22 protein-coding genes and 2 pseudogenes are annotated in these 25,809 nt (G+C 71.9%); 16 read left to right on the forward strand and 8 right to left on the reverse strand.

Annotated elements, in window-relative coordinates; translation table 11 throughout:
- Positions 1–5 precede the first annotated feature (5 nt).
- From pcaG to ACZ6TU_RS19080, 4 genes are all read left to right on the forward strand, one after another.
- Positions 6–611: a protocatechuate 3,4-dioxygenase subunit alpha gene (gene pcaG, locus ACZ6TU_RS19065; protein ID WP_467670542.1), complete on the forward strand. Its 606-nt coding sequence runs from the start codon at positions 6–8 to the stop codon at positions 609–611.
- Positions 608–1,903, forward strand: a complete 1,296-nt coding sequence (gene pcaB / locus ACZ6TU_RS19070; RefSeq protein ID WP_467670540.1) for a 3-carboxy-cis,cis-muconate cycloisomerase — start codon at positions 608–610, stop codon at positions 1,901–1,903. Before pcaG ends, pcaB begins: the two co-directional genes overlap by 4 nt.
- Positions 1,900–3,021 carry a bifunctional 3-oxoadipate enol-lactonase/4-carboxymuconolactone decarboxylase PcaDC gene (pcaDC, locus tag ACZ6TU_RS19075; protein WP_469549715.1) on the forward strand — a complete coding sequence of 374 codons (1,122 nt, stop codon included), beginning with the start codon at positions 1,900–1,902 and terminating at the stop codon, positions 3,019–3,021. Before pcaB ends, pcaDC begins: the two co-directional genes overlap by 4 nt.
- Positions 3,022–3,085: 64 nt before the next feature.
- Entirely contained in the window at positions 3,086–3,877 is a 792-nt protein-coding gene (locus tag ACZ6TU_RS19080) for an SDR family NAD(P)-dependent oxidoreductase (RefSeq protein ID WP_467670536.1), read from the forward strand.
- A 1-nt stretch (position 3,878) separates the two neighbouring features.
- On the opposite strand, the gene ACZ6TU_RS19085 is transcribed toward ACZ6TU_RS19080, so the two are convergent.
- A complete protein-coding gene (locus ACZ6TU_RS19085; protein WP_467670534.1) occupies positions 3,879–6,560 on the reverse strand; it encodes an ATP-binding protein in 2,682 nt (893 codons plus the stop codon).
- A gap of 180 nt (positions 6,561–6,740) precedes the next feature.
- On the opposite strand from ACZ6TU_RS19085, the gene ACZ6TU_RS19090 reads away from it, so the two are divergent.
- The 4 genes and pseudogenes from ACZ6TU_RS19090 to ACZ6TU_RS19105 all read left to right on the forward strand — a co-directional run.
- Positions 6,741–8,042, forward strand: coding sequence for an MFS transporter (locus ACZ6TU_RS19090; protein WP_469549718.1), 1,302 nt, complete (start codon positions 6,741–6,743; stop codon positions 8,040–8,042).
- Positions 8,043–8,101: 59 nt separating this feature from the next.
- The gene (locus ACZ6TU_RS19095) at positions 8,102–9,256 is read left to right on the forward strand and encodes an anhydro-N-acetylmuramic acid kinase (RefSeq protein ID WP_467670530.1); all 1,155 of its coding nucleotides are present in this window, start codon (positions 8,102–8,104) and stop codon (positions 9,254–9,256) included.
- A gap of 57 nt (positions 9,257–9,313) precedes the next feature.
- Positions 9,314–9,394 (forward strand): annotated as a pseudogene (locus ACZ6TU_RS19100) (DUF2510 domain-containing protein); the annotation flags it as partial.
- A 447-nt stretch (positions 9,395–9,841) separates the two neighbouring features.
- Positions 9,842–10,843: pseudogene (locus ACZ6TU_RS19105) on the forward strand (hypothetical protein); the annotation flags it as partial.
- 157 nt (positions 10,844–11,000) lie between these two features.
- On the opposite strand, the gene ACZ6TU_RS19110 reads toward ACZ6TU_RS19105, so the two are convergent.
- Positions 11,001–11,609, reverse strand: a complete 609-nt coding sequence (locus ACZ6TU_RS19110) for a TetR/AcrR family transcriptional regulator (RefSeq protein WP_469549722.1) — start codon at positions 11,607–11,609, stop codon at positions 11,001–11,003.
- A 166-nt stretch (positions 11,610–11,775) separates the two neighbouring features.
- Here ACZ6TU_RS19110 and ACZ6TU_RS19115 point away from each other — a divergent pair, with 166 nt between their 5' ends.
- Both ACZ6TU_RS19115 and ACZ6TU_RS19120 read left to right on the forward strand, forming a co-directional pair.
- A complete protein-coding gene (locus tag ACZ6TU_RS19115; protein WP_469549724.1) occupies positions 11,776–12,642 on the forward strand; it encodes a phosphatase PAP2 family protein in 867 nt (288 codons plus the stop codon).
- Positions 12,639–13,586 carry a DMT family protein gene (locus tag ACZ6TU_RS19120; protein ID WP_467670524.1) on the forward strand — a complete coding sequence of 316 codons (948 nt, stop codon included), beginning with the start codon at positions 12,639–12,641 and terminating at the stop codon, positions 13,584–13,586. Before ACZ6TU_RS19115 ends, ACZ6TU_RS19120 begins: the two co-directional genes overlap by 4 nt.
- Here the strand turns inward: ACZ6TU_RS19120 and ACZ6TU_RS19125 are convergent.
- Positions 13,576–15,627 (reverse strand): phosphocholine-specific phospholipase C, encoded by a 2,052-nt coding sequence (locus ACZ6TU_RS19125; RefSeq protein ID WP_467670522.1) that lies wholly within the window; start codon positions 15,625–15,627, stop codon positions 13,576–13,578. The two genes, ACZ6TU_RS19120 and ACZ6TU_RS19125, sit on opposite strands and share 11 nt — an antisense overlap.
- Before the next feature lie 163 nt (positions 15,628–15,790).
- Here ACZ6TU_RS19125 and ACZ6TU_RS19130 point away from each other — a divergent pair, with 163 nt between their 5' ends.
- A complete protein-coding gene (locus tag ACZ6TU_RS19130; RefSeq protein WP_469549728.1) occupies positions 15,791–17,080 on the forward strand; it encodes an MFS transporter in 1,290 nt (429 codons plus the stop codon).
- A gap of 25 nt (positions 17,081–17,105) precedes the next feature.
- Here the strand turns inward: ACZ6TU_RS19130 and ACZ6TU_RS19135 are convergent, their stop codons facing one another.
- The 3 genes from ACZ6TU_RS19135 to ACZ6TU_RS19145 all read right to left on the reverse strand — a co-directional run bounded on the left by ACZ6TU_RS19135 (position 17,106) and on the right by ACZ6TU_RS19145 (position 20,073).
- On the reverse strand, positions 17,106–18,314 hold the full coding sequence (locus ACZ6TU_RS19135; RefSeq protein WP_467670518.1) for a hypothetical protein: 1,209 nt from the start codon (positions 18,312–18,314) through the stop codon (positions 17,106–17,108).
- Complete coding sequence (locus tag ACZ6TU_RS19140; RefSeq protein ID WP_469549731.1) at positions 18,311–18,739, reverse strand: peptidoglycan-binding protein; 429 nt, start codon at positions 18,737–18,739, stop codon at positions 18,311–18,313. The genes ACZ6TU_RS19135 and ACZ6TU_RS19140 overlap by 4 nt, the downstream gene beginning before the upstream one ends.
- A gap of 95 nt (positions 18,740–18,834) precedes the next feature.
- Complete coding sequence (locus tag ACZ6TU_RS19145) at positions 18,835–20,073, reverse strand: PP2C family protein-serine/threonine phosphatase (protein WP_469549734.1); 1,239 nt, start codon at positions 20,071–20,073, stop codon at positions 18,835–18,837.
- 285 nt (positions 20,074–20,358) lie between these two features.
- Here ACZ6TU_RS19145 and ACZ6TU_RS19150 point away from each other — a divergent pair, with 285 nt between their 5' ends.
- On the forward strand, positions 20,359–20,811 hold the full coding sequence (locus ACZ6TU_RS19150) for a DUF3159 domain-containing protein (protein WP_469549737.1): 453 nt from the start codon (positions 20,359–20,361) through the stop codon (positions 20,809–20,811).
- A 489-nt stretch (positions 20,812–21,300) separates the two neighbouring features.
- Here ACZ6TU_RS19150 and ACZ6TU_RS19155 read toward each other — a convergent pair whose 3' ends face one another.
- Positions 21,301–21,507, reverse strand: coding sequence for a LysM peptidoglycan-binding domain-containing protein (locus tag ACZ6TU_RS19155; RefSeq protein WP_467670510.1), 207 nt, complete (start codon positions 21,505–21,507; stop codon positions 21,301–21,303).
- A gap of 178 nt (positions 21,508–21,685) precedes the next feature.
- Between ACZ6TU_RS19155 and ACZ6TU_RS19160 the strand changes: the two genes are divergently transcribed.
- The 3 genes from ACZ6TU_RS19160 to ACZ6TU_RS19170 are packed head-to-tail and all read left to right on the forward strand — an operon-like array spanning position 21,686 to position 23,864.
- Positions 21,686–22,756, forward strand: coding sequence for a Rieske 2Fe-2S domain-containing protein (locus ACZ6TU_RS19160; protein ID WP_469549739.1), 1,071 nt, complete (start codon positions 21,686–21,688; stop codon positions 22,754–22,756).
- Positions 22,753–22,932, forward strand: a complete 180-nt coding sequence (locus tag ACZ6TU_RS19165; protein ID WP_467670506.1) for a hypothetical protein — start codon at positions 22,753–22,755, stop codon at positions 22,930–22,932. The genes ACZ6TU_RS19160 and ACZ6TU_RS19165 overlap by 4 nt, the downstream gene beginning before the upstream one ends.
- Complete coding sequence (locus ACZ6TU_RS19170) at positions 22,929–23,864, forward strand: PDR/VanB family oxidoreductase (RefSeq protein WP_469549741.1); 936 nt, start codon at positions 22,929–22,931, stop codon at positions 23,862–23,864. The genes ACZ6TU_RS19165 and ACZ6TU_RS19170 overlap by 4 nt, the downstream gene beginning before the upstream one ends.
- On the opposite strand, the gene ACZ6TU_RS19175 is transcribed toward ACZ6TU_RS19170, so the two are convergent.
- Positions 23,779–24,630 carry an IclR family transcriptional regulator domain-containing protein gene (locus ACZ6TU_RS19175; protein ID WP_469549743.1) on the reverse strand — a complete coding sequence of 284 codons (852 nt, stop codon included), beginning with the start codon at positions 24,628–24,630 and terminating at the stop codon, positions 23,779–23,781. The genes ACZ6TU_RS19170 and ACZ6TU_RS19175 overlap by 86 nt on opposite strands.
- A 192-nt stretch (positions 24,631–24,822) precedes the next feature.
- On the opposite strand from ACZ6TU_RS19175, the gene ACZ6TU_RS19180 reads away from it, so the two are divergent.
- A complete protein-coding gene (locus ACZ6TU_RS19180) occupies positions 24,823–25,797 on the forward strand; it encodes an ABC transporter substrate-binding protein (protein ID WP_467670500.1) in 975 nt (324 codons plus the stop codon).
- Positions 25,798–25,809: the final 12 nt, after the last annotated feature.

A 25,809-nucleotide genomic window follows, 5' to 3' on the forward strand; every position in this document is an offset into this window, starting at 1 on the left:
CTGCCATGACGAAGATCGACACCAGCAGGCCGGAGAGCGTGCTGCCCACCCCGTCACACACCGTCGGCCCGTTCTACGGTCATGCCCTGCCGTTCCGCGGCGGCGAGGACATCGCGCCCCTCGGGCATCCGGACACGGTCACCGTGCACGGGTACGTCACCGACGGCGAGGGCGATCCGCTGCCGGACGCCCTGATCGAGCTGTGGGGAGCGGACCCGGACGGCAACGTGCCGACGGCGGACGGTTCGATGCGCCGCGACCCGGCGTCGGGCGGCTTCCTGGGGCGCAACGGCGTGGAGTTCACGGGCTGGGGACGTATCCAGACCGATGCGAACGGCCACTGGTACGCGCGTACCCTGCGGCCCGGTGCGCGCGGGCGGAGCGCCCCGTACATCAGTGTGTGCGTCTTCGCGCGCGGGCTGCTCGTGCACCTGTACACCCGCATCTACCTGCCGGGCGACGAGGCGGTGCTCGCCGCCGATCCGCTGCTGTCCCGGCTGGAGGACGGACGCCGCGACACGCTGATCGCCCTGGAGGAGGCGGGCGGCACGTACCGTTTCGACATCCGCCTTCAGGGCGAAGGCGAGACGGTCTTCCTGGAGTTCCAGTGACAGCTGCCCCTGGCGACACCGGCCTGCTCTCCCCCGGATGGGCCGGCTCGGCGGCCGCGTCCGCCACGAGCGACCACGCGTATCTGCGGGCCCTGCTCGACGCGGAGGCCGCGCTGACCCGGGCCCAGGCGGCGCTCGGGCTGGCCCCCGCCGAGGCGGCGACGGCGGTGACCGAGGCGGCCGACGCCGGCGCCTTCGACGTCCGGTCCCTCGCCGAGCGGGCCCGCGCGGGCGGAAACCCCGTCATTCCCCTGGTCGCGGAGCTGACGAAGGCGGTGGGCGAGGAGTACGGCCCCTACGTCCACCGGGGCGCGACCAGCCAGGACATCATGGACACCGCGACGATGCTGGTCGCCGTGCGCACCGTGGACCTGGTCCTCGCCGATCTCGGCCGCACGGAACGGGCGCTGGCGCGGCTGGCCACCGAGCACCGGGACACCGCGATGCCGGGGCGGACGCTCACCCAGCACGCCGTGCCGACGACGTTCGGGCTGAAGGCTGCCGGATGGCGGGCGCTCGTCCTTGACGCGCGGGACCGGGTGAGGGCCGTGAGAGAGTCGCTGCCCGCCCAACTCGGTGGCGCGGCAGGGACCTTGGCGGCCATCGGGGCGTACGGCGCGAGCGATCCGGCCGCGCTGCCTGCGGCCTACGCCCGTGAACTCGGCCTCCGCGCACCCGATCTGCCCTGGCACACCCTGCGGACGCCCGTCGCCGATCTCGCCGGGTGCCTCGCCTTCACGGCGGGCGCGCTCGGCAAGCTCGCCGTGGACGTCCTCACCCTGTCCCGCACCGAGATCGCCGAGGTCGCGGAGGGCAGTGGCGGGGGTTCGTCCGCCATGCCGCACAAGTCCAATCCCGTACGCTCCACCCTCATCGCCTCCGCCGCGCGGCGGGCACCGCAGCTCGCGGCCACGCTGTACGGATCGCTGGAGGCGGAGGACGAGCGGCCGGCCGGGGCCTGGCACGCGGAGTGGGAGCCGCTGCGGGACCTGCTGCGGCTGGTGGGCGGGGCCGCCCGGGACGCCGTCGAGCTGGCGGAGGGACTGCGGGTCAGGCCCGAGGTCATGCGCGAACACCTGGACCTCACTCATGGGTTGATCGTCTCCGAGCGGCTGTCCGCCGAACTGGCCCCGGTGCTGGGCCGCGCCCGCGCCAAGGAACTCCTCACCCGGCTGGCCTCCGAGGGGCGCCCGCTCTCCCAGGCACCGGAGCTGGCGGACGTCGACCTCGATCCCACCCACTACACCGGCTCCGCCGGAGCCCTCACCGACCGTGCTCTGGAGCGACGTTGAAACTCCTCGACCACCGTGCCGAAGGGCCCACTTCCGCGCCCCCGCTGCTGCTCGGCCCCTCCCTCGGCACGTCGAACGCCCTGTGGGACAAGGTGGCCCCCGAGCTGTCGATCGCCCATCGGGTGGTCCGCTGGGATCTGCCGGGACACGGCGGTTCGGCGGCCGATCTCATCGGGGCGGGCGCGACGGTCGGTGACCTCGCCGGCCTGGTGCTGGCGCTCGCCGACTCGCTCGGCATCGAACGGTTCGCGTACGCGGGTGTGTCGCTGGGCGGGGCCGTGGGGCTGCACCTCGCGGTACACCGTCCGGAGCGGCTGTCGTCCCTCGCCGTGATCTGCTCCTCCGCGCACTTCAACGGAACGAAGCCCTGGGAGGAGCGGGCCGCGCTGGTGCGGCGGGAAGGGCTGGCCGGGCTGGCGGAGAGTGCGGAAGCGCGCTGGTTCACCTCCGGTTTCACCGTGCCGGAGCTGGTGGACGACCACCGTCGCGCCGACCCGGACGCGTACGCCGCCTGCTGTGACGCGCTCGCCGCGTTCGATCTGCGGGACCGGCTGCCCGAGATCGCCGTACCGACCCTGCTGGTGGCCGGACGGGACGATCCGGCGACGCCGCCCGCGCATCTGCGGGAGATCGCGGACACTGTGCCGGGCGCGGCGCTCGTGGAGATCCCGGGCGCCTCGCACCTGGCGCCCGCGCAGTGCCCGGAGGCGGTGCTGACCGCGCTGCGCGCACACTTCGGCGGGCCCGCCGGGCGCGGTATGGAGGTGCGGCGCGAGGTGCTCGGCGACGCGCACGTCGACCGGGCGCAGGCCCGGCAGACCCCGTTCACGGCGCGCTTCCAGGACTTCATCTCGCGCTACGCCTGGGGCGAGATCTGGACCGACACGACGCTGTCGCGCCGAGAGCGCAGCATGATCACCCTCACCGCGCTGGTCGCGCACGGCCACTACGACGAACTGGCCATGCACGTCCGGGCGGCGCGCCGCAACGGGCTCACACCGGAGGAGATCGGCGCGGTGCTGCTCCAGACGGCGGTGTACTGCGGGGTGCCGGCGGCGAACTCGGCGTTCGCGACGGCCCAGCGGGTGCTGGCGGAGGAGGACGGCACGGCAGGGTGATCCTGCTGGTCGTGGGCTCGGCCGTGCCTCGCGGATGCCTCCGCCTCGTGCCTACGGTGGAGGCATGTCCACCATGCTGCTCACCGGCGCCACCTCGGGGCTCGGCCGGTACGTCGCCTTCGAGCTGGTCCGCGCCGGGCACGTCGTCCTCGTCCACGGCCGCGACGAGGGCCGTACGGGGCGGCTCGTCGAGGAGCTGCGGGCCGAGGGCGACGCCGAGGGGTTCGTCGCCGACCTCGCCTCGCTCGCGCAGGTGCGGGAGCTCGCCGCGCATGTCGGGGACGCGCATCCCGAGCTGGACGTGCTGATCAACAACGCGGCCGTGGGCGCCGGTCCGCCCGGGTCCGGGCGGGAGCTGAGCGCCGACGGGCACGAGCTGCGGCTGGCGGTGAACTATCTGGCGCCGGTGATGCTGACGCGCGCCCTGCTGCCGGTGCTGCGCGCCAACGCGCCCGCGCGGATCGTGAATGTCGGCTCGGCCGGCCAGCAGCCCGTCGACTTCTCCGACCCGGAGCTGACCCGTCGCTACACGGGCCTGTCGGCGTACTGCCGGAGCAAGTTCGCCCTCGCCGCGTACACCTTCGGCCTGGCCGAGGAACTCGAGGGCAGCGGCGTGGCGGTGAACGTGCTGCACCCCGCGACCCACATGGACACCGCGATGGTCCGCGACGGCGGTTTCCCGCCCCGGCACACGGTCGCCGACGGCGCCCCGGGCGTGCTCGCGCCGGCCACCCAGGACGTCGGCTCGGGACGCTACTTCGACGGCACCCGTGCGGCGCGGGCACATGAGGCGGCGTACGACGCCCAGGTGCGCAAGCGACTCGCCGCGGTGACCGACCAGTTGCTCGGCGCCTGAGCTACCCGGGTCCGGCGCCCGCCTTCAGCGCCGCCCGTGCCCGTTCCGCCAGTCCGTCCGCGCCGCAGGAGACCGCCAGGTCCAGGCCGCGGACGAGGTCGGTCGCCGAGCGGGCCGCGATGCCGTACTCGATGCGGGCCGCCGCGTGCTCGTACTGGCAGGGCGAGGACTCCAGGTAGGCGACGGCCTGGGCGGCGAGGCGGACCGCGCGCTGGCCGGTCTCCAGGGCGGCGGCGCAGCGCAGGGCCTCCCCTATGGCGGTGTCCGTGCCGAAGCGCTCGGCCTGGCGGCGGACGTCCACGGCGAGCCGGGCGGCGCGGGCCGGGTCCTCGGTGGCCAAGACCCGGGCGAGGTCGGCCGCCCAAGGGACGAGCACCGGGTTGTGGTGCCCGCGCGCCGCCGCCGCCTTCTCGGCGGCCTCCAGTTCGTTGACGCCGTCCTTGGTGCGGCCGACGGCCAGCAGCAGTCGGCCACGCACCGAGCGTGGGTCCGGCAGGACGATGGTGGACGGGTAGGGCGGGGCGAAGCCGTACCGTTCGGCGACCTCCCAGGCCTCCTCGACATGGCCGCGGGCGAGCAGCGTGTCGACGAGGTTGCAGGTCGCGGTCCAGTGCAGGGGCAGGCGGCGGCCGACGCGCTCGGCGAGGCGCAGCGACTCGCGCAGGGACGCCTCCGCATCCTTCAGCCGCCCCCGCCTGCGGTGGCCGAGCCCGACGTAGGCGTGGGCCAGGGCGAGGTGGCCGCCGCTCCAGCCGGCGGTCTCGTAGGCGCGCAGGGCCTCGTTGTAGAGGGTCTCGGCGCGGTCGAGGCGGTCGGTGAAGGCGTACGCGTTGGCCAGCATCAGCAGCAGTTCGATGCCCCACTCGGTGTCGGTCCAGCCGAGCCCGGGGGCCAGGCGGCCGTTGACGAGGGCGCGGTCGCACAGTTCGACGACCTCCTCGGCGTTCTCGCCGTGCATCAGGGCGTCGAAGCCACGCAGGATGAGCAGCGCGCGTTCGGAGTTGTCCCGGCCGGTGCAGGTGCGGGCGAGGTCGGCGAGCCGCCGGCAGCGGTCGGGTGAGGTGGCCTCGCCGGCGTGTATGCCCTCCCACATGAAGTGCACGGCCTGGAGCCGCATCCGGGCGGGACCGGTCGGGAGCCGGGCGGCCTCCGCCTCGACCGTGCGGACGGCCTCCTCCAACTGGTCGTTGTGGAGCAGCGCCTGGGAGAGCCGGAAGACGGCGTCCACGCGTTTGTCGCCGTCGAGGCCGGGCATGCCGAGCGCGGCCCGCAGCTGGCTTATGGTGCGGGCGGGCGCGGTCAGGAAGGTGGCCTCGGCGAGTTCGTACAGCACGTGGGGGTGCGTTTCGGGCCGGGGCGGTTCCTTCAGGGCGCGCTCCAGGCAGCGGCGGGCGGCGTCGGGTGCGCCGACGGCGAGGTGCTCGCGGGCGGCTTCGCGCAGTTGCCCGACGAGTTCCTCGTCGTCGTCCGGGTGGACTTGGAGGAGGTGACGGGCGGCGGCCGCGGCGCCGTGTCCCTCGTCGGTGACGATGCGGGCGGCGATGCCGTGCATGGCGGTGCGCAGGGCGCCGGGGATGGAGTCGTAGACGGCGGTGGCGATCAGCGGGTGGACGAACTCCAGGTCGCCTTCGCCGGTGCGGCCGGTCGTCGGGTCGGGGGCGGTGAGGATGCGGGCGGTGCGCAGCAGTTCGGCACAGCGGCGAGCGTCGTCGGGCCGCAGGGTGGCGAGCTTGGCGACCAGGTCGATGGAGATGCCGGTGCCGAGGATGGCGGCGGCCCAGGCGAACCTCGTCGCGTCGACGCCGAGTTCCTCCAGGCGGGCGACGACGCCGCCGCCGCGGGCCGAGCGGTTCAGCTCGCGCAGGTCCCCGGCCCTGGCCTCGACCGGTTCGAGTTCGCTGTCCCGCACCTTGGCGAGGAGTTCGACGGTCTCGTAAGGGTTGCCGGCGGTGACGGCCCAGACCTCGCGGCAGAACGCGGCGTCGGCGTGCTCGCCCAGGGTGGCGCGGGTGAGTCCGGCCGTCGCGTCCGGGGTGAGGGCGCTGAGGGTCGTGACGGGGCCGTCCGCGGCGGCGGCGATGGTGTCGAGGTGCCGGGTGCTCGCGCCGGAGACCTCGCCCGGGCGGCGGGTGACCACGACCAGGACGGACAGCTCGTCGAGGCGCTCGGCGAACGCGGCAAGCCAGTGCAGGGTCTCCTGGTCGGCCCAGTGGGCGTCGTCGACCAGCAGCACCAGCGGCCAGTCCCGGCGGGAGAGCCGGCGCACGGCGGCGACCAGGCCGTCGCACACGCCCTGCGGGTCGGCCTGCCGGTCGCTGGGGTCCGCTATGCCGAGGGCGGGGCCGGCGATGTCGTACCAGTCGCCGAGGTACTCGCGTGCCTCTTCGGGCAGCATCGACATCAGCGCGGGTTGCAGTAACTGCCGTACGACGTTGAAGGGGACCGACCTGAGGATCTCGCTGCCGCGTGCCGACCAGACCGTGCAGCCGCGTGCCTCGGCGATGCGGCGGGTTTCAGCCAGCAGCGCGGTCTTGCCGAGTCCGGCCTCGCCGCGGAAGACCAGCAGTCCGCCGGAGGAGGAGCGAGCCGCGCACAGGCGGTCGACCGCCCGCGCGACGGCGGCGACTTCCTCGTCGCGCTCCCACAGGGAAGAGGCGCCGGCCGTGGGCCGTACCTCCGTCATCCCACTACCTCCCCAAGTCGCCCGAACGACGTACAGACGTCGAGCGTAGCCCTCCGGTTGCCTGAGTGGAGGGTGGACCGGGCACCTGTTGCCGTGACGGGTGACACGGAGTGCGGACGGACGACGCGGCGCTCCCGCCACCAGCTTCCTTCGGGTCAACGGCACACCGGGACAAGGGAGATGACGTTCATTCACCAGGAAACGGACACACGGCGCGACCGCCGGGCGCTGGTCGCGGGGTCGGTGGGCAACTTCATCGAGTGGTACGAGTTCGGCGTCTACGGCTACTTCGCGACGATCATCGCGGCGCGGTTCTTCACGCCGGAGGGCGGCAGCGAGGTCGAGGGGCTGGTGAAGACGTACGCGTCGTTCGCGCTGGCGTTCTTCTTCCGGCCCGTCGGTGCGGCGCTTTTCGGACACCTGGGCGACCGGGTCGGCCGTCGTCCGGTGCTGGTCCTGGTGATCACGCTGATGACGGTCGCGACGACGCTGATCGGCGCGCTGCCGACGTACGCGCAGGCGGGTGCCCTGGCGCCCTGGCTGCTGACGTTCCTGCGAGTGCTCCAAGGGTTGTCGGCCGGCGGGGAGTTCGGCGGAGCGGTCTCGGTGATGACGGAATTCGCGCCGCCGGGACGACGGGGGCTGTACGGGTCGTGGCAGTCGTTCACGGTGGCGCTGGGGCTGCTGGCCGGTGCGGGCGCGGCGGCGTTGCTCGCCACGGTGCTGACGGAGGAGCAGCTGGGCGCGTGGGGATGGCGGCTGCCGTTCCTGCTGACGCTGCCGCTGGGGCTGGGGGCGCTGTGGCTGAGGCTGCGGCTGGACGAGACACCTGCGTTCGTGGCGGAGGCGTCACGGGAGACGCCTCCCCCGCGCGAGGTCGTCAGGGCCATCGCGCTGGGCGCGGGGCGGATCATGGGCTGGGCCGCGGCCGGCTACACGTTCCTCGTCGTGCTGCCCTCGTATCTCCAGAGTTCGCTGGGCGCGACCTTTCAGCAGGCGCTGGTCGCCACCGTGCTGGCCAACCTGGGCTTCGCGGTGACGATCGTGCCGGCGGGGCTGCTCAGCGACCTGCTGGGGCGGCGGGCGGTGATGCTGACGGGCGCGGTGCTGGTGGTGGTCCTCGCGGTGCCGCTGCTCGACCTTCTCCAGGAGTCCGGCGTTTCGAACACCGTGAAGGGTGTGGCGGTGTTCGGCGCGGGTGCGGTGGTGGGTCTGATGGCCGGGCCGGGTCCGGCGATGCTGTCGGAGATGTTCCCGACCCGCGTGCGCTACACGGGGCTGGGACTCGCCTACGCGCTGTCCAATGCGGTGTTCTCGGGGTGCGCCGGGCTCATCATCACGGAGACGATCGAACGGACGGGGAACATCGACATCCCCGCGTACTACGCGGCGGCGACGTGCGCGGTGAGCGTGCCTGCGCTGCTCACGCTGTCCGGTCGGCGGGTGAGGGTGGCGAACACGGCGGAGGAGAAGGCTGGTTGATCGGATGCGGCTCTCGGATGCGGGTGAACGGATGCGGGTGAACGGATGCGGGTGAACGGATGCGGGTGATCGGTCTCATGTCCGGGACGTCGTACGACGCCATCGACGCGGCGGCGGCCGATCTGGACCTCGCCGGCGACAGCCTCGTGCTGAAACCGCTCGGCATGGTGAGCGAGCCGTACGACGGTGAACTGCGCGAGAGCCTGGCCGCCGCCCTGCCGCCGGGCACGACCACCCTGGGCGAGGTGTGCCGGCTGGACACCCTCATCGGGCAGGCCTTCGCGGCCGCCGCGGCCCGGGCGGACCGGGAACTGTGCCAGGGGAGGGCCGAGTTGGTGGCCTCGCACGGACAGACCGTCTACCACTGGGTCGCAGAGAAAAAGGTGCACGGCACGCTCCAGCTCGGGCAGCCGGCGTGGATCGCCGAGGCGACCGGGCTGCCCGTGGTCGCCGACTTCCGGCCGCGGGACATCGCCGCCGGCGGGCAGGGCGCCCCGCTGGTCAGCCTGGTCGACCTGCTGTGGCTGCGCGGCCGGCCGGGCAGGCCCGTCGCACTCAACCTCGGCGGTATCGCCAACCTCACCGCGCCCGATGGGACCGCCTTCGACACCGGGCCGGGCTGCGCGCTGATCGACGCGGCGGCCCGGGGCTTCAGCGGCGGGGCCCTGGCCTACGACACGGACGGGGCCCTGGCCGGCCGCGGCCGGGTGCACGGGCCGCTGCTGGACCGGCTGCTGGAGGAGCCGTACTACGCGCTGCCCGCGCCCAAGACGACGGGCAAGGAGCTGTTCCACCTCGGTCATCTGCGGGACGCGCTGGCCGGGTTCGGGACCCTGCCCGCCGAGGACGTCGTCGCCACCCTGACCATGCTCACGGCCCGGACGGTGGCGGACGCCGTGCGGTCGGTGGGCGCGACGGAGGTCGTCGCCTCGGGCGGCGGGACCCGCAACCCGGTGCTGATCGGGATGCTCGGGGAGTTGCTGCCGGGGGTGGCGGTACGCACCTCGGGCGAACTGGGGCTGCCGTCCGACGCGAAGGAGGCGTACGCCTTCGCGGTCCTGGGGTTCCTGACCCTGCACAGCCTGCCCGGCACCGAGCCCGCGAGCACCGGTGCCCGGCATCCGAGCGTGCTCGGGTCGGTGACCCCGGGCCGGGACGGGCTGCGGCTTCCCCCGCCGGCCGACCGGGGGCCGACGCGCCTGCTGCTGGACTGACGCGATCCGTTCGGCTCCTCTCATGCCACTTTCACCGACGCCTCATACGGTGGGGGCATGACGCAGGAGACTCCTCCCGGGTGGTACCCCGACCCCGGACAGAAAAGTGACGGGCCCGCCACCGAGCGCTGGTGGGACGGCAAGACCTGGACGGACCGCATCCGTCCGGCGGACCCGGCCGCGATCTGGGGTCCCCCTACGCAGCCGCCGACGGGGCCCTCCCCGACGGACCCGGCCCCCGGTGGTGCGCCGTCGGGGGATCCGGCGCCCTCGGGGGATACATCGTCCGCGAGGGATATGTCATCCGCGAGGGATACGTCGTCCGCAGGGCCTCCGGATGCCGCTGGGCAGGCGGCTGACGCCGGAACGCCGGGAGCCCCCGGGAACCCGGGTGGGGCCGGGCAGCCGGCTGAGGCCAAGGCGCCGGGAGCCGCCGGGAATCCGGCTGGCACCGGGGAGCCGACCGGTGCCGGTGCCGGTTCCCCAGGAGACTCGGGGCATCCGGGCCATGCCGGAAAACCGGGAGCCGCCGGAAGTCCGGCGGGCACCGAGGAGCCGACCGGTGCCGGTGCCGGTGACGGTGCCCCAGGAGCCTTCGGGCATCCGGGCGATGCCGGACAACCGCCGGCCACCGGGAATCCGGCTGGTGCCGGTGCCCCAGGAGCCTTCGGGTATCCGGGCAATGCCGGACAACCGCCGGCCGCCGGGTATCCAGGCGGCACCGGGAATCCGCCCGGCGCCGGCTATCCGGCCGCTCCCGGGTATCCCGCCTACCCCGCCACGCCTCCGGCCGCCGGCCGAGGACGAGGGCTGCGGATCGGGACAGCCGTGGCGGCAGCCGTCGTCGTGCTCGCCAGCATCGGTGTCGGCGTGTACGCGCTGACCGACAAGGGCGGCTCGGACGGCGGTTCCGCCACCTCTCAGGGACCGGGCGGCCCGGGCGGACCCGGGGGCCAGGGCGGGCCGTTCGGCGGGCCGGGCGGATCCGGCGGTTCCGGCAGGGACGGCGGCTCAGGTGGGCCGAGTCCGTCGCCCGAGCAGTCCGAGCCGCCGAAGATCAGGAGCGGGTCGGTGACCGACGCGGTCAACGGGATCAGCCTGCCGGTACCGAAGGGCTGGTACGGCCAGAAGGCCACGGTCGGCGCGCAGGTGACGTCCGACGACTCCTACAAGTGCCCCGGCGACACCACCTCGACCTGCACGAAGGGCGGAGCCTACTCGGCCCCGGCCCTGGCCCTCGGCACCAAGGGCAGCACCGCCGAGGAGATCGCCAAGGCGGACATCGCGGCGAACGCCGAGGAGTCCTACGGCGGCAAGTCCTACGGCGGGATCACCTCCCACGACGTGCTGGCCGCCAAGTCCGTGACCGTGGCCGGGCAGAAGGGCTATCTGGTCCGCTGGAAGGCCGTCACGAGCAAGGGCGCCGACGGCATCGTGGAGTCGCTCGCGTTCCCCTCCCCCGCGAACGCCAAGCAGATGGTCGTCGTGCGCTTCGGCATCGACGCCGACCAGAAGGAGTCCGTCCTGGACGAGATCGCCAAGGGCATCAAGGTGTCGACGGGTGGCGGCAACGGCCAGGACGTCTGACAGGGAACAACCGTCCGCCGATCAGCGATCGGCCGGGTGGGGCGCCCCCGCCGCTCACAGGGGAGCCCCACCCGGCCGGGCGTGCGCGCCGCCCCCGTCCCCACGGGTCGGCGCGGTCGGGTCTCCGTCCGGTCATCCGTGGACGGCGGCCCGCGTCTCAGGTGAGGCCGAGTGCCGGCAGCACGGCCGCGTCCACGAACCGGACCAGATAGTCCGGGTCCGCGTCCTCGCCCTCCAGGACGGGCCGGATGCGCAGGACGCCGAACATCTGCGCGGGGATGTACTCCAGCGCCGGATGATCGGCGGGCACCTCCCCCCTTTCGACCCCGCGCCGGATGATCTCCCTCAGCGCGGCGATCTCCGGTTCGACCAGCGCCTCGCGCAACGCGCGCTGCAACTCGGGGTCCTGGGGCGCGGCATGGGCGAGCGCCTGGAGCAGCTTGGTGTCCCGGCCCGACAGCTCGCCCGCCGCCCGGGCGGCCTCGCGCAGGTCGTCCGCGAGCGAGCCGGTGTCGATGCAGCGCGTCCGCCGGTGGGAGCGCAGCGCCGCCGCCACGAACTGGGGCTTGGTCTTCCACTGACGGTAGAGCGTGGACTTGCTGCACCGGGTGCTGGCCGCGATCCCCTCCATGGTGACGGAGTCGTAGCCGCACTCGCGGAGCTGCTCCAGCACGGCGTCGTAGAACTCCTGCTCACGCTCGGGCGTGATCTTGGAGCGGCGCGAGGCACCGACCGGCTCGGGTCGGTCCGCAGCCTGCGACGTCATGGACTGTGCTCCTGGTTTCCTCGGGCGGTCGGAAAATTCCCGGCCGGCGGTGTGTCGTTCGTCTATCGATACGCCAGTGTACCGGTACGTGACCGTATCGGTACACTGCCGTATCGGTACGCACTCGTACCGATAACAGCAGCACCATGAGCGAAAGGGCCGGGGGATGAATGCCCGCACCGAGCCTGCGCCGGCGGGATCCGACGCGACAGCGCGACCGCCGCTCGTCCGGGAGCTCCTGCTCGTCGCAGGGCTCTTCCTCGTCTACAAGGCCGGCCGGCAGCTGGCCACGGGCCACACCGGCGAGGCCTTCCACAACGCGTACCGCGTGTGGGACGTCGAACGAGCGGTCCGGCTGCCCGGCGAGGGGGCGGTGCAGTCCCTGCTGCTGCACGGCGACGGCCTGGTGCACCTCGCGAACACCTACTACGCGGCCGTCCACTTCCCGGCCACCGCCGCCTTCCTGATCTGGCTCTACCTGCGCCGCCCGGCCCACTACGTGTGGGCCCGCCGGGTCCTGGCCGCGGTCACCGCCGCCGCCCTGGTGCTGCACCTGCTGTTCCCGCTCGCCCCGCCGCGCATGCTGGCCGCGACCGGCCTGGTGGACACGGCGCGGGTGTACGGCCCGTCGGTGTACGGCAGTCCCGCGACCGACTCCCTGTCGAACCAGTTCGCGGCGATGCCGTCGCTGCACTTCGGCTGGGCGCTGATGGTGGCGGTCGGCCTGATCGTGGCGACCCGTTCGCGGTGGCGCTGGTTGTGGCTGCTGCATCCCCTGCTGACGCTGCTGGTGATCGTCGGCACCGCGAACCACTACTGGCTCGACGCGATCGTGGCGACGGCGCTCCTGGGTCTCGCACTCGCGGCGATCCTCCCCCAGACTTCGTCCGGGGGGACCCCCGTCTCGCTTCGCTCGCCGCACCGCACGGCGACGACGGCGGGCCGCGCGCAGGGCAGGCTCGTACCGGCCCGGGCCCAGACCCCAGCCCAGGCACGGGCCGAGAAGCAGGCGCTGGCGGGGGCGGGCCGATGAGCGCCGTCCTCGTCGCCGTGCTCCTGTCCCTCGTCTCCGCCGTCGCCTACGCGGCCGCGGCGGTCGCCCAGGAGCGGCTCGCCTCCCGCTCGCCCGGTGCGGGCACGCTGCGGCTGCTCGGCAGTGGCGCCTGGTGGTGGTCGGTCGGACTGAACGCGGCTGCCGCGCTGCTGCACGTCGTGGCGCTGAAGTACGGCCCGCTGACCGTGGTCCAGCCGCTCGGCGCGCTCACCCTGGTCGCGGCGGTGCCCATGGGGGCGCGGCTCGCGGGGCGGCGGGTGAGCGCCGTCGAGTGGCGGGGCACCGCGCTGACGCTGCTCGGCCTGGGCGCGATCCTGGTCACGGCGTCCGGTCCGGCGCCCGACGACGTGCTGAGCGTTCCCGAGGCGCTGGCGGTCGCGGGCGCCACCGCGACCCTCATCGGGGTGCTGTCCCGGCCGGGCGCCCGCCCGGGGCTGCGGCACGCGAGCGCGTCCGGCGTGGCCTCCGGGGTGGCCTCGGCCCTCACGCAGACCGTGACGGTGGCCGCGACGGAACGGTCCGGTCCGCTGCTGAGCGTCCAGGTGGTCGGGGTGGCGCTGCTCGTGGCGGCCTTCGCGGCCGGCGGGCTGCTGCTGTCACAGACGGCCTACCGGGGCGGTCTCGGCGGCCCGCTCGCGGTGGTGACCCTGGCCAACCCGCTGGCCGCCGCGGTGATCGGCCTGTCGCTGCTGGGCGAACGCCTCCAGGGCGGCCCGGCGGGCGTGCTGCTCGCGCTCGCCGGGGGCGGCCTGGCGTCCTGGGGCGTGGTGCTGCTCAGTCGGGCGACGCCCGCGGACGCCCCGGCGGACGACGACCATCCGGTGGCCGCTGTCCTGGCCCTGGAACCCGGTTCGGCCGCGGCAGAACCGGCGTTGGTGCCCCGGCCGCTCGATCCGGGGCACCTCACCACGGCTACACGGTGATGATCGCCGGGTCGCTCACGCTCGGCTGACCGTTCTCGACGTGTCCCGCGAACCGCCGCAGGAACGCCGCGTCGCCCTCGGCGGTGACGGTCAGGTCGTACCAGCGGCGGCAGGCGGCGAGCTCGACGGTCCGCCGCACCTTCGCGCCCGGGCGGACGGTGACGGTCGAGGGCCGGCCTCCGTAGCCGTTGGACAGCTTCAGCCGGGCCGTGCCGGAGCCCTTGTTGGTGAAGGTCAACTCGATGTCGTCACCGGTGTGGCGTGCGGTGACCTCGCAGCCGGCCGTCTCGTTCGCCCCCTTGAAGACCCGCACGAAGCCGTTCGGGCCGTGCACGGTCAGGTCGTACGAGCCCGCCGACCAGTCCGAGTTCCAGGTGTCGGAGAGCGTCTTGCCGGCCTCGGTGGTGTAGGTCCAGGGGCCGTCGGTGCGGTTGCCGGAGGTGACGTGGAAGGCGGCGCCGGCCTTCGACCCGGAGGCGAAGGCGAGGGTGAGCTTCCCGGCCGCCGCGTCGACCGAGGCGTCCACGTGCGGGGCGTACTTCAACGGCCGGGCGCGGCGCAGGCCGCGTTCCTGCCGGGGCATGCGCGGGTCGGCGGGCGGGGTAGGACGGTAGTCGGGGTGGCGTTCGCGGTCCTGCGGCTCGTACTCGTCGGTGCCGGGCAGCGGGGCGGGCCGCGTGTCCTTGCGGGAGAAGTCGAACGCGGAGGTCAGGTCCCCGCAGATCGCCCGGCGCCATGGCGAGATGTTGGTCTCGCGCACGCCGAAGCGGCGCTCCATGAACCGCAGGATCGAGGTGTGGTCGAACGTCTCGGAGCAGACGTATCCGCCCTTGCTCCACGGCGAGACGACCAGCATCGGCACCCGGGGGCCGAGGCCGTAAGGGCCGGCCGTGTTCTTGCTGTCGCCCGGGAAGAGGTCGAGGGAGACGTCGACGGTGGACCGGCCGCGTGAGGCGTCCTTCGGCGGGAGGGGCGGCACGACGTGGTCGAAGAAGCCGTCGTTCTCGTCGTAGGTGATGAGCAGGGCCGTCTTCGACCAGACCTCCGGGTTGGAGGTGAGGGCGTCCAGGACCTGCGCGATGTACCAGGCGCCGTAGTTCGACGGCCAGTTGGAGTGCTCGCTGAAGGCCTCGGGGGCGGCGATCCAGGAGATCTGCGGCAGCTTGCCGGCCTTGACGTCGGCCTTCAGCACGTCGAAGTAGCCGTCGCCGGCCTTGGCGTTCGTGCCGGTGCGGGCCTTGTCGTACCAGGGGTCGCCGGGCTTCGCGCCGCGGTACTTGTTGAAGTACAGCAGGGAGTTGTCGCCGTAGTTGCCGCGGTAGGCGTCCTCGATCCAGCCCCAGGAGCCCTTCGCGTCGAGGCCGTCGCCGATGTCCTGGTAGATCTTCCAGGAGATGCCGGCCCGCTCCAGGCGCTCGGGGTAGGTCGTCCAGCCGTACCCGAGTTCGTCGTTGCCGAGGACCGGGCCGCCGCCGGTGCCGTCGTTGCCCGTGTACCCGGACCACATGTAGTAGCGGTTCGGGTCGGTGGAGCCGATGAACGAGCAGTGGTAGGCGTCGCAGACGGTGAAGGCGTCGGCGAGGGCGTAGTGGAAGGGGATGTCCTCGCGGGTCAGGTACGCCATGGTCGTGGTGCCCTTGGCGGGCACCCACTTGTCGTACTTGCCGCCGTTGTAGGCCTGGTGGCCGTCGGGCCAGGAGTGCGGCAGGCCCTCCAGGAACTGCATGCCGAGATCGTCGGCGTCCGGATGGAAGGGCAGGATCTCCTTGCCGTCCTTCTCCTGGTGCCATATCGGTTTGCCGTTGTCGAGGGCGACCGGGCGCGGGTCGCCGAAGCCTCGGACGCCTCTCAGGGTGCCGAAGTAGTGGTCGAAGGAGCGGTTCTCCTGCATGAGGACGACGATGTGCTCGACGTCCTCGATCGACCCGGTGCGGTGATTGGCCGGGAGCGCGGCGGCGCGCTGGATGCTGGCGGACAGCGCGCTGAACGCCGTGGTGGCACCCGCGAGTTGAAGAAAGCGGCGCCGGTTGACTTCGGACATGAAGGACAGACCTCTCATCCTGAGGTACGGGATGGCCGGAACATGACGGAATCTGCGCGGAAGGAGTGTTTCAGGGACACCAAACGCCAAGGAAGGGGCCGGTGACACTCGTGTGAAAGTCGCCGGTACGTGAGGTGTGCCGGGGCACTGTCAGGGGAGGGTCATGGACGTGACAGAGACGCAGACGGTTTCCCCGCCGACGAAACGGCCCGTCCGCCAGCTCCTCGCCGCCTCCGTGGGCAACGCCGTGGAGTGGTACGACTGGTACGCCTACACGTTCCTGGCGACCTACATCGCCGACCAGGTCTTCCCGAAGAGCGCGGACAACTCGCTGGTACCGCTGCTGTCCACGTTCGCGGTGTTCGCGGTGGGCTTCTTCATGCGGCCGGTCGGCGGGCTGCTGATGGGCGCGGTCGCGGACCGGCACGGGCGGCGGGCCGCGTTGACGGTCACCATCCTGCTGATGGGCGGCAGCAGCCTGCTGGTCGGGCTGACCCCGACGTACGCGGCGGTGGGCGTGCTGGCGCCGGTGATCCTCGTCCTGGCGCGGCTGCTGCAAGGGCTGTCCGTGGGCGGCGAGTTCGCGGCCTCGACGACCTTCCTGGTCGAGTCGGCGGGTCCCGGCAGGCGCGGTCTGTTCTCCAGCTTCCAGTACGTGTCGACGACCGTGGGGCAGCTCGTCGCCTCCGGCATCGCCACGCTGCTCGTGGACACGTTGAGCGACGGGCAGATGAACGGCTGGGGCTGGCGGGTCCCGTTCGTCCTCGGGGCCGTGCTGAGCCTGGTCGGCTTCTGGATCCGGCAGGGCGCGCAGGAGACCCGCAGCGCCGAGCAGCAGAAGGCGCCGCGTCCCGGCCTGTTCGAGGCGCTGCGGCGGCACCCGCGCGAGTCCCTCCTCATCGGCGGCATCACGGCGGGCGGCACCATCGCCTACTACACGTGGACGTCGTACCTGCCGACGTACGCCGAACTCAACGCGGGGCTGGAGAAGTCGGACGCGCTGCTCGCGGGCACGATCTCACTGGCCTTCTTCGCCCTGCTGCAACCGCTCGGCGGCCTCCTGTCGGACCGCTTCGGCCGCCGCCCCCTGCTCCTCTTCTTCGGCCTGGGCTTCGCCCTGCTCACGGTGCCCCTGCTGCACGCCCTGCGCGACTCGTTCGCCGTGCTGCTGCTCGTGCAGTGCGCGGGCATGGTGCTGCTGACCGGGTTCACCTCGATCAGCGCGGCCGTGAACGCCGAGATCTTCCCGCCCCGGGTCCGCGCGGCCGGCATCGGCTTCCCCTACTCGCTGACGGTCGCCCTCTTCGGCGGCACGGCTCCGTACGTGGGCACGCTGTTCAAGGAGGTGGGCCACGCCGGGCTCTTCCCCTGGTACGTCGCGGTGCTCTGCCTGCTGTCGTCGCTGGTGTACCTGCGGCTGCCGGAGACGGCGCACACACCTCTCCGGCGGTGAGCGGGCGCGCCCGGGCGGCGGCCGGTCAGGGCCCGGCTCGCGGGCGAGACCCGTCCGCTCCTTCGTCCGCGCGCTCTCCGTCGCGGGTTCCCTCCTGTGGCCCTTCGTGTGGTCCCGCGCCGTCCTGGAAGGCGGTCGGCGGTCCGGGCGCGCCGGCCTCTCCCAGCACGTTGTGCTCCCGGACGGCGGCTCTCTCGGGGTCGACCACGGCGTCGGTCGTCCTGCCCACCTCCGACAGCGTCATCTGGGCGCGGTCGTCGACCAGTCGGGTCACGAGGTGCTGGGCGGCACCGAAGGCCGCGGCCCAGCCGAGGACCTGCGCCCTGCTGTCGAGGTCGCTGAGCCCGGGGACGAAGGCGCCCCGGATCAGCAGCAGTCCGAGGAAGGCGGACAGGGCGCCGGTGGGAAACTTCAGCACCGCCGATGCCAGGGGCAGCATGTAGGGAGCGTCGGTGCCCCGGATGTGGCGCAGTGAGGCGATGACGGTGAGTGCCGCGCCGGCGAGTCCGGCGATCTCGACGGTGAGGATGTCCCTTGGCTGGGCCAGTTCGCTGGCAGGGGTTCTCGCCGACACATTGGGATGCTCCGCGGTGGGGCACACGACATCGATCCTGCCCGCGTTCCCGGGGTCGACCTTGGGCGTGAAGCACATGCTCAGCGACTTGGGGAAGAACCAGCCGTAGACGGCGAGGCCGGCGACCCCGAGCAGGACGAGGAACGTCGCGGTCCACAGGATGTTGCGCAGGCTGCGTACCCGGGCGAGTTCGTCGTCGAGCGCGTTGTAGGCGGCGTCGAGCGCCCGGACCATGAGGTCCCGGTCGCTCGGTGACATCTCGCCGGAGATGATGGAACGGAGCCGCCGGGCGAGGCGGACCCGTCGTGGGTCGTCCTTGTCGAGGTGATCCTTGACCAGCGCCATAACCTCGCTGGCACGGCCGGCGGCTTCCTCGTCGGAGACCAGTTGCAGGAGCGTCACCTCCGCGCTGCGTATGTTCGACCAGACGCCCTCACGCGCGGCCGATCCGGACCAGGCACGCCGCCATCCGAAATCCTCGTCGGCAGCCGCTCCGGCCTTTTTCAGATGGCCCCGCATTCCCTCGACGAGCGTCTTGCGGTCTTCGGAGCACGGCTTGACACGTTCGCGTTCCAGCTGGGCTTCGAGATAGGCGATCCGGGTTTTCGCCCGTGCGCGCCAAGCGGTCCGCGATGGCTGGCCCGGAGCGGTTCCGGTCACTCGTAGACGGCGGGTACGTGCAGCCTATCCCACGACTTCCGACCCGGTATGCCGTCAGCGTCCCGGCCCCTGAATCCGAGTTTCCGCTGCCAATTCGCGTACGACTTCCGGTCCGCTTCGCTCCACTGCGAGTCGGGCCCGTCGGCGTACACCCCGCAGTCCTCGTCGATGAGGCGGTAGCCCATAGCCTCGATGACCGGGCTGCTCACGGAGGGCTGGAAGAAGTCGGCCCCCGGAAAGCGTTCGAACTCACCCTCCACTTCCGGGGGAGCCACACGGATCCGCTGTCCGGGGTGAATGAGATCCGGATTCGTGATCTGAGGGTTCCACTCCAGAATCTGGTCCAGCGTCACGCGGTGCATAACCGCGATCTCACTGAGCGTGTCGCCACGTTTCACCACGTAGAACTCTGCTGTCTTTTCCATGTGTCCACACTAAGCGAATCACCCGACACGGAAAAGTCGAGAATCCCGTTTCGATTTCACTTTTTGATTCGGAAACGGCTTCCGTTGAAACCGCCTCACAGGCGGACGACGACCAGGGCGATGTCGTCGTCCTGACCACCGCCGGGGACGCCCATCCGGGCCAGCAGCCTGTCGGCGATCTCCTCCCCCGGGAGCGTGCCGTACTGGGCCAGAGCGTCGATCAGCCGGGCCAAGCCGACGTCGATGTCCTCGTCGCGGCGTTCGATGAGGCCGTCGGTGTAGAGCACGAGGGTGTCCCCGCGGACGTAGGACAGGCCGGCCTGGGGGCGGGGGACGTGTTCCGGCCGGGCGCCCAGCGGCGGGTCGGTGGCCTGGTCCAGCAGTTGGCAGCTGCCGTCCGGGCTGAGCAGTATCGGCGGTGGGTGGCCGGCGTTGCTGTAGATGATCAGCCGGCTGCGCGGGTCGATGAGCACCTTGGCCACGGTGGTGGCCAGCGCGCCGTCGACCGCCCTGGCGTACAGGCCCAGCACCTCCAAGGCCTGTGCGGGGCTGGGAACGGCCCGGATGGCGGCGCTCAGGGCGCTGCGCAGCATGCCCATGACGGCGGCGGCCTCCAGGCCGTGGCCGACGACGTCGCCGATGGCGATGGAGTAGCGGTCGGGCGGCAGATCGACCACGTCGTACCAGTCGCCGCACACGTTGAGCGTTCCGTAGGCCGGCAGGTAGCGCACGGCGATCTCCCGGTGCCTGTCCAGGTCGGGCGAGCGGAGCATGACCTCCTGGAGGGTGACGGCGATCTCGCGTTCACGGGCATGCGCCTGGCGCAGCCGCTCGTTCAGCTGTTCCAGATCGTGCGACCGGGCGTACACCTGGGCTGCGATCCCTGTCGCCTGGTTGCTCAGCGGCGGGGTGATCTCCCGGATGACCGGGGAATGCATCAACTCGGTGACGTCGTCGGCCCGCGCGATGATCCATTTCACGTCGCCGTCCGTCCCCAGGACGGGGCTGGACATCCCGCACCACCAGCGCTCCTCCACCTCGCCCGGCTTGCCGTCGACGGGAATGTCGAACCGCCGCGGCGCCACCACGTCGGGCGCGTGGGAGTCCAGGACGCGCTGGAGCGAGGCGCCGAAGTCACGCGCCGCCTCCGGCGCGCCGGGGGTGTCCGGGAACGCCTCCAGGATGTACCGCCCGACCAGTTCTGCGCGCGTCCTGCCGGCGACCCGGAGGTAGGCCCGGTTGGCATGGCAGACCACCAGGTCGGCGTCCAGCACCAGGTACGGATTCGGTGCGGCGTCGAACAGCTCCTCGAAATCGATCTCCGCTGACGTCACGCGTGACCTGCCGATCTCTACAGGCGCGACCGCTGCAACTCCAACATACGAGCAGCCCGCCGGGCACGCCCGCCGGACGACGCGTCGCGCACTGCAGTCCGACCTCCGTCGTGGCGCTCGACTCCTCGCACTCGCTGTCAGGACAGGAGGACACGCGCCACCTGCACGGGTGCGCCCGGCCGACCGCTCGCCCGCCGCCGAGGCCGGGGTGAGCCAACGGGACGGCTCACCCCGAGTCACGGGAGACTTCTTCCTCAACGCACCTGGGCCAGCTTCGCCGGAGCCGTGTTGTTCCTGGCCTCCGTACTGGCCCGCCGGCCGCTGGCCGGTGTCCTGTGGAACTCCACCACCGGCAGGGGCACGGCCTGGCGCGATGACAAGCGTTCCCGCCTCTGCTACGACGTCGCCACCCCGCCCCTGGCCGCCGGCTTCACCGCCCGCTTCGTCGTCCAGCAGTACTTCTACGAGACCTACGCGGTGGGCTCCCTCGGCGCCGCCAAGATCGCCATGGGATACCCCCTGCTGGGCCTCAGTCTCCTCGCCGTCGCCTGGGCGGCCCGCGCCTCCGACAAGCGCCTCAAGGCCGTATCCCTGGCAGCCCCGCCCGCACGAGGCCAGCCCGAGCAGCCGGTGGAACCGACGACGACGCCGCCAGTGCCGAGCAGATCCGGCCGCTACTGCCCGGCACCACCCGGGTCGCGGTCCTCGTCACCAGCCGGTCCGACCTGCGCGGCCTGACCGCAAGCCACGCCGCCCGCACAACGCCCCTTGACGTGCTCGCCCCGGCCGAGGCCCGCGCCCTGCTCGGCCCAGCGCTTCTCCCCTCCGTGTACCGGGTGCCCCGGGACACGGAGGGGAGGAAATCCGAGACAAACCCGGTATCCCCTACCCGGCAATGACCGCGGTTCGGGGCTGAATACGCGTGGCCGGGCGTCCTCGGCGTCGGACACCAACTGAAGCAGCACAACCTCCGCGCTGCGGACATTCGACCAGACGCCGCAGCCGAATTTCTCGTCGACGGCGATGCGGGGCCCTTTCGAGATGCCCCCGCTTCCTTCGATAAGCGTCGTGCTCTCTTCCGGACGGGGACTGACGCTTTCGTACTCGAGTTGCGCTTCGAGATAGGCAACCCGCGTTTTCGCACAGGTGCGCCATGCCGACCACGGCGGCCCGTTACGCAGGCCTGTCATTCGGCTGCGCTACGGGCCGGCGGGCTTTCGGTTCTGGTCATTCGCTCTCGAACTCACCGCCCTCTCCGCCCGCTTCCCGGGGCGGGGCCACGCGAACCCGATCGCCGGGATGGATGAGGTCCGGATCCTCGATCTGCGGGTTCCACTCCAGAATCTCATCCAGACTCACGTGGTGCATCCGCGCGATCTTGGTGAGATTGTCACCGCGTTTCACTACGTAGAACTTCGTTCTTGTCTTTTCCATGCGTCCAGCCTAAGACAATTCCCCGCGAGAACAAAGTGGAGAATTCCGTTTCGATTTCACTTTTTGATTCGGAAACCGCTTCTGCCGAAGGCGGCTTCCGCCTGGCGGAAGGGCCGTTGCGGTGCCCGGAGGGCCGCCCCGACGATGACGGCACGACCAGAGACGGGAGCCAGTGCCCATGCCCCACATGACCGCCTTCGCCAGGAACCAGTGGTACGTCGCCGCCTACAGTCACGAAGTCGGGCGGGAGTTGCTCGGACGGACGATCCTCGGTGAGACGCTCGTGCTCTACCGGACCGAGGAGGAGGGCACGCCCGTCGTGCTGCACGACCGGTGTGTGCACCGCCGGTACCCGCTGTCCGAGGCCCCGACGCGCCTCGACGGCGACCGGATCGTCTGCGGGTACCACGGGTTCACGTACGACACGACCGGTACGTGCGTGTACGTGCCGGGGCAGAAACGGGTGCCGCGCACGGCCCGGGTCGCCTCCTACCCGGTCGTCGAGCAGGACTCGCTGATCTGGGTGTGGATCGGTGACCCGGCGCTCGCCGATCCGCAGGGCATCCCACGGGCCAGGCACCTCGACTCCCCCGGCTGGGTCACCGTGCGCGGCATGGAGCCCATCGACTGCGACTACGGACTCCTCGTCGACAACCTCCTGGACCTGTCCCACGAGACGTATCTGCACGGCGGGTACATCGGCACCCCCGAGGTCGCCGAGACGCCGATCACGACGGAGGTCGACGAGGGCGCCGGGATCGTCCGGGTCAGCCGCCACATGGACGACGCCGAGTGCCCGCCCTTCTACGCCAAGTCCACCGGCATAGCGGGCCGGATCACCCGCTGGCAGGACATCGAGTACCACGCGCCCTGCCTGTACCTGCTGCACAGCCGCATCGCCCCGGTCGGTGTACTGCCCGAGGCGGACGGCAGCGACCCGAACGGCTTCCACACCGAGATCACGTACGCGATCACCCCGTCCGGCGACGGCAAGGTGTACGACTTCTGGGCTGTCTCCCGCGACTGGGCGACCGACGACGCCGAGGTCACCGAGTTCCTGCGCGGCAACAACCACACGGTGGTGATGCAGGACGTCACCGCCCTCAACCTGCTGCAGAAGACCCTCGGCACCGAGCGCACCGGCTACCAGGAGCTGAGCATCAACATCGACACCGGTGGTCTGGCCGCCCGCCGTATCCTCGCGCGGCTGGTCGAGGAGGGCGAGAAGCCGGTGGAGAAGGTCCAGTGACCGGTCCGACGGGCGAGATCTACCGCATCGACTGGCTGCCCGGCACCGACGTCCTGCACGGCACCTGCCACTGCGGCCGGGAGCACACCGCGCAGGACCCGGTGGAGATGTGGGAGTGGATGCTCGCCCACCCGCAGGGGCATGACGTCGACGAGCCGCGAGGGAACAGCTCATGAGTGTGTACGAAGCCGAACTCGTCGTCGAGCGGCGTGAGTCGGCCGCCGACGGCGTGCTCGCCCTCACCCTGCGCCACCCGCTGGGCGAGCCGCTCCCCGTGTGGGAGCCGGGCGCCCACATCGACGTCGTGCTCGGTCCCGGGCTGGAGCGGCAGTACTCGCTGTGCGGCGATCCGGCGGACCGGTCGGCCTGGCGGATCGCGGTGCTGCGCGAGCCGGACGGCCGGGGTGGTTCGGCCCATGTGCACGAGCAGGTGGGGCAGGGCGACAAGGTCCGCGTGCGCGGGCCCCGGAACAACTTCGGCCTGGAGCCCGCCCCCCGCTACCGCTTCGTCGCGGGCGGCATCGGCATCACCCCGATCCTGCCGATGCTGGCGGAGGCGGAGGCGGCGGGCGCCGAGTGGACGCTGCTGTACGGCGGGCGCACCCGCCGGTCGATGGCGTTCGGCGAGGAACTCGCCCGGTACGGCGACCGGGTGACGATCGCGCCCGAGGACGAGACGGGGCTGCTGGACCTGCCCTCGGTGCTGGACGACGTACCCGAGGGCACGCTCGTCTACTGCTGCGGTCCCGGGCCGCTGCTGGACGCGGTCGAGGAACGCTGCCCGTCCGCGGTGCTGCGCGTCGAGCGGTTCCGGCCGAAGGAGCAGGAGACCGGCGGCGACACCGAGTTCGAGGTGGAGCTGGCGCGGAGCGGCAGGACGCTCACGGTGGCGCCGGACGTGTCCGTGCTGAACGCCGTGCGCGACGCCGGGGTCGAGGTGCTCTACTCCTGCACCGAGGGCACCTGCGGGACCTGTGAGACCGACGTCCTGGACGGCACCCCGGAACACCGGGACTCCGTGCTCACCCCGGCGGAGCGGGAGAGCGGCGAGACGATGATGATCTGCGTGTCCCGGTGCCGGGGGCGGCGGCTGGTGCTGGACTTGTGATCCGCAGGTCGGCCTCGATCCCGGCGACGGTCGCCAGCAGATGCGGCAACAGGTCGCGGCGTACGGAGTCGACGGAGTTGCGCCCGGCGTGCACGGCGATGTTGACGGCCGCGACCACGTCGCCGTCCCGGTCCCGCACCGGGGCGGCGACCGACCTCAGCCCTTCCTCCAGCTCCTGGTCGACGACGGCGTAGCCCTGCCGGCGGACGCGGCGCAGCTCCGTCCGCAGGGCCTGAGGCGTGGCGATCGTGCGCGGGGTGAGGGGCTTCAACTCCGCCCGGGAGAGCCTGGCTTCGACGTCGTCGTCCGGCAGATGGGCGAGGATCACCCTGCCCACCGACGTCACGTACGCCGGAAACCGGGTGCCGACCGTGATGGACGCGGTCATGATGCGGCGGGTCGGGACCCGGGCGACGTACACGATGTCGTCGCCGTCGAGGACACAGAGCGAGGACGATTCCCGTACCCGCGCGACGAGTTGCTCCAGATGGGGCTCCGCGATCTGGGGCAGCGTGTAGCTGGAGAGGTAGGAGTAGCCGAGTTCCAGCACCCGCGGGGTGAGGCGGAAGCGGCGGCCGTCGGTGTGTACGTAGCCGAGGTCGACGAGGGTGAGCAGGAAGCGGCGCGCCGCCGCGCGCGTCAGTTCGCAGGCACGCGCGACCTCGCTCAGGGTCAGCGCGGGATGCTCGGCCTCGAAGGCGCGGATCACGGCGAGGCCGCGCTCGAAGGACCGGACGAAGTGCGGTGCGCGGGCTTCAGCGGACATCCTGAACCTCCGGCGGTACGTACGACCGTGCGCTGTGCGCACGCTAGGAGTACGGGTCTCGGAATGTCAACGACCGGTAATGGCACGGGCATTGACCATGGAGCGGGCCCGGCTCTACGTTCTCGCTGAGCACAAGCGTGCTGTCTGCGCACAACCTGTCGGAGAACCACAGCCGGTCCCACAGGAGGAGTCTTGCGTCGTCGTCTCTTCACCCGTCTCGCGGCCGTGTCCGCCCTGCTCACCGCGGCGGCCTGTGGCTCGTCCGACGGCGGTGGCGCCTCGGACGCGGGCGCCTCGTCCGGCGGGGTGACCACCGTCGAGGTCGGGCTCATTCCCATCGTCGATGTGGCACCGCTCCATCTCGGGCAGGAGAAGGGCTTCTTCAAAAAACACGGTCTGAAGCTGGAGTTCACCACGGCGCAGGGCGGCGCGGCGATCGTGCCGGGAGTGGCCAGCGGTCAGTTCCAGTTCGGGTTCTCCAACGTGACGTCGCTGATGATCGCCCAGTCCAACAACGTGCCGATCAAGGCCGTCGCGAACGCGATCGCCTCGACCGGTGTCGAGGGCAAGGACTTCAGCGCGATCACCGTGGGCAAGGACAGTCCGATCAGGTCCCCGAAGGACCTGGAGGGCAAGCGGGTCGCCATCAACACCCTGAAGAACATCAACGAGACGTCCGTGCGCGCGTCGGTGCGCAAGGCGGGCGGCGACCCGGACAAGGTCAAGTTCGTCGAGCTCGCCTTCGACCAGATGCCGGCCGCCCTCGACAGCGGGCAGATCGACGCCGCCCAGGTGGTCGAGCCCGCCCTCGCCACCGTCAAGAGCCAGGGCGGCCGCGAGATCGCCTCGAACCTGGTGGACGTGGCACCCGATCTCACCGTCGCCCTGTACTTCACCTCGACCCGGTACGCCCAGCAGAACCCGGAGGTGGTCGAGAAGTTCCGGAAGGCCACCGCCGAGTCCCTCGCCTACGCCGACGCCCATCCTGACGAGGCCCGGCAGATCGTCACCACGTACACGAAGATCCCGGCGGCGGTGCTGGAGAAGGTGACCCTGCCGAAGTGGCCGGCGGAGCCGAACCGCGCCTCCATCGAGGCGCTGATGAAGCTCGGCGAGGACGACGGCCTGTTCAAGTCGACGCCGGATCTGGACAAGCTGCTGCCGTGAGGGGCACAGACG

The sequence above is a fragment of the Streptomyces sp. NPDC052064 genome (genome assembly GCF_055585925.1).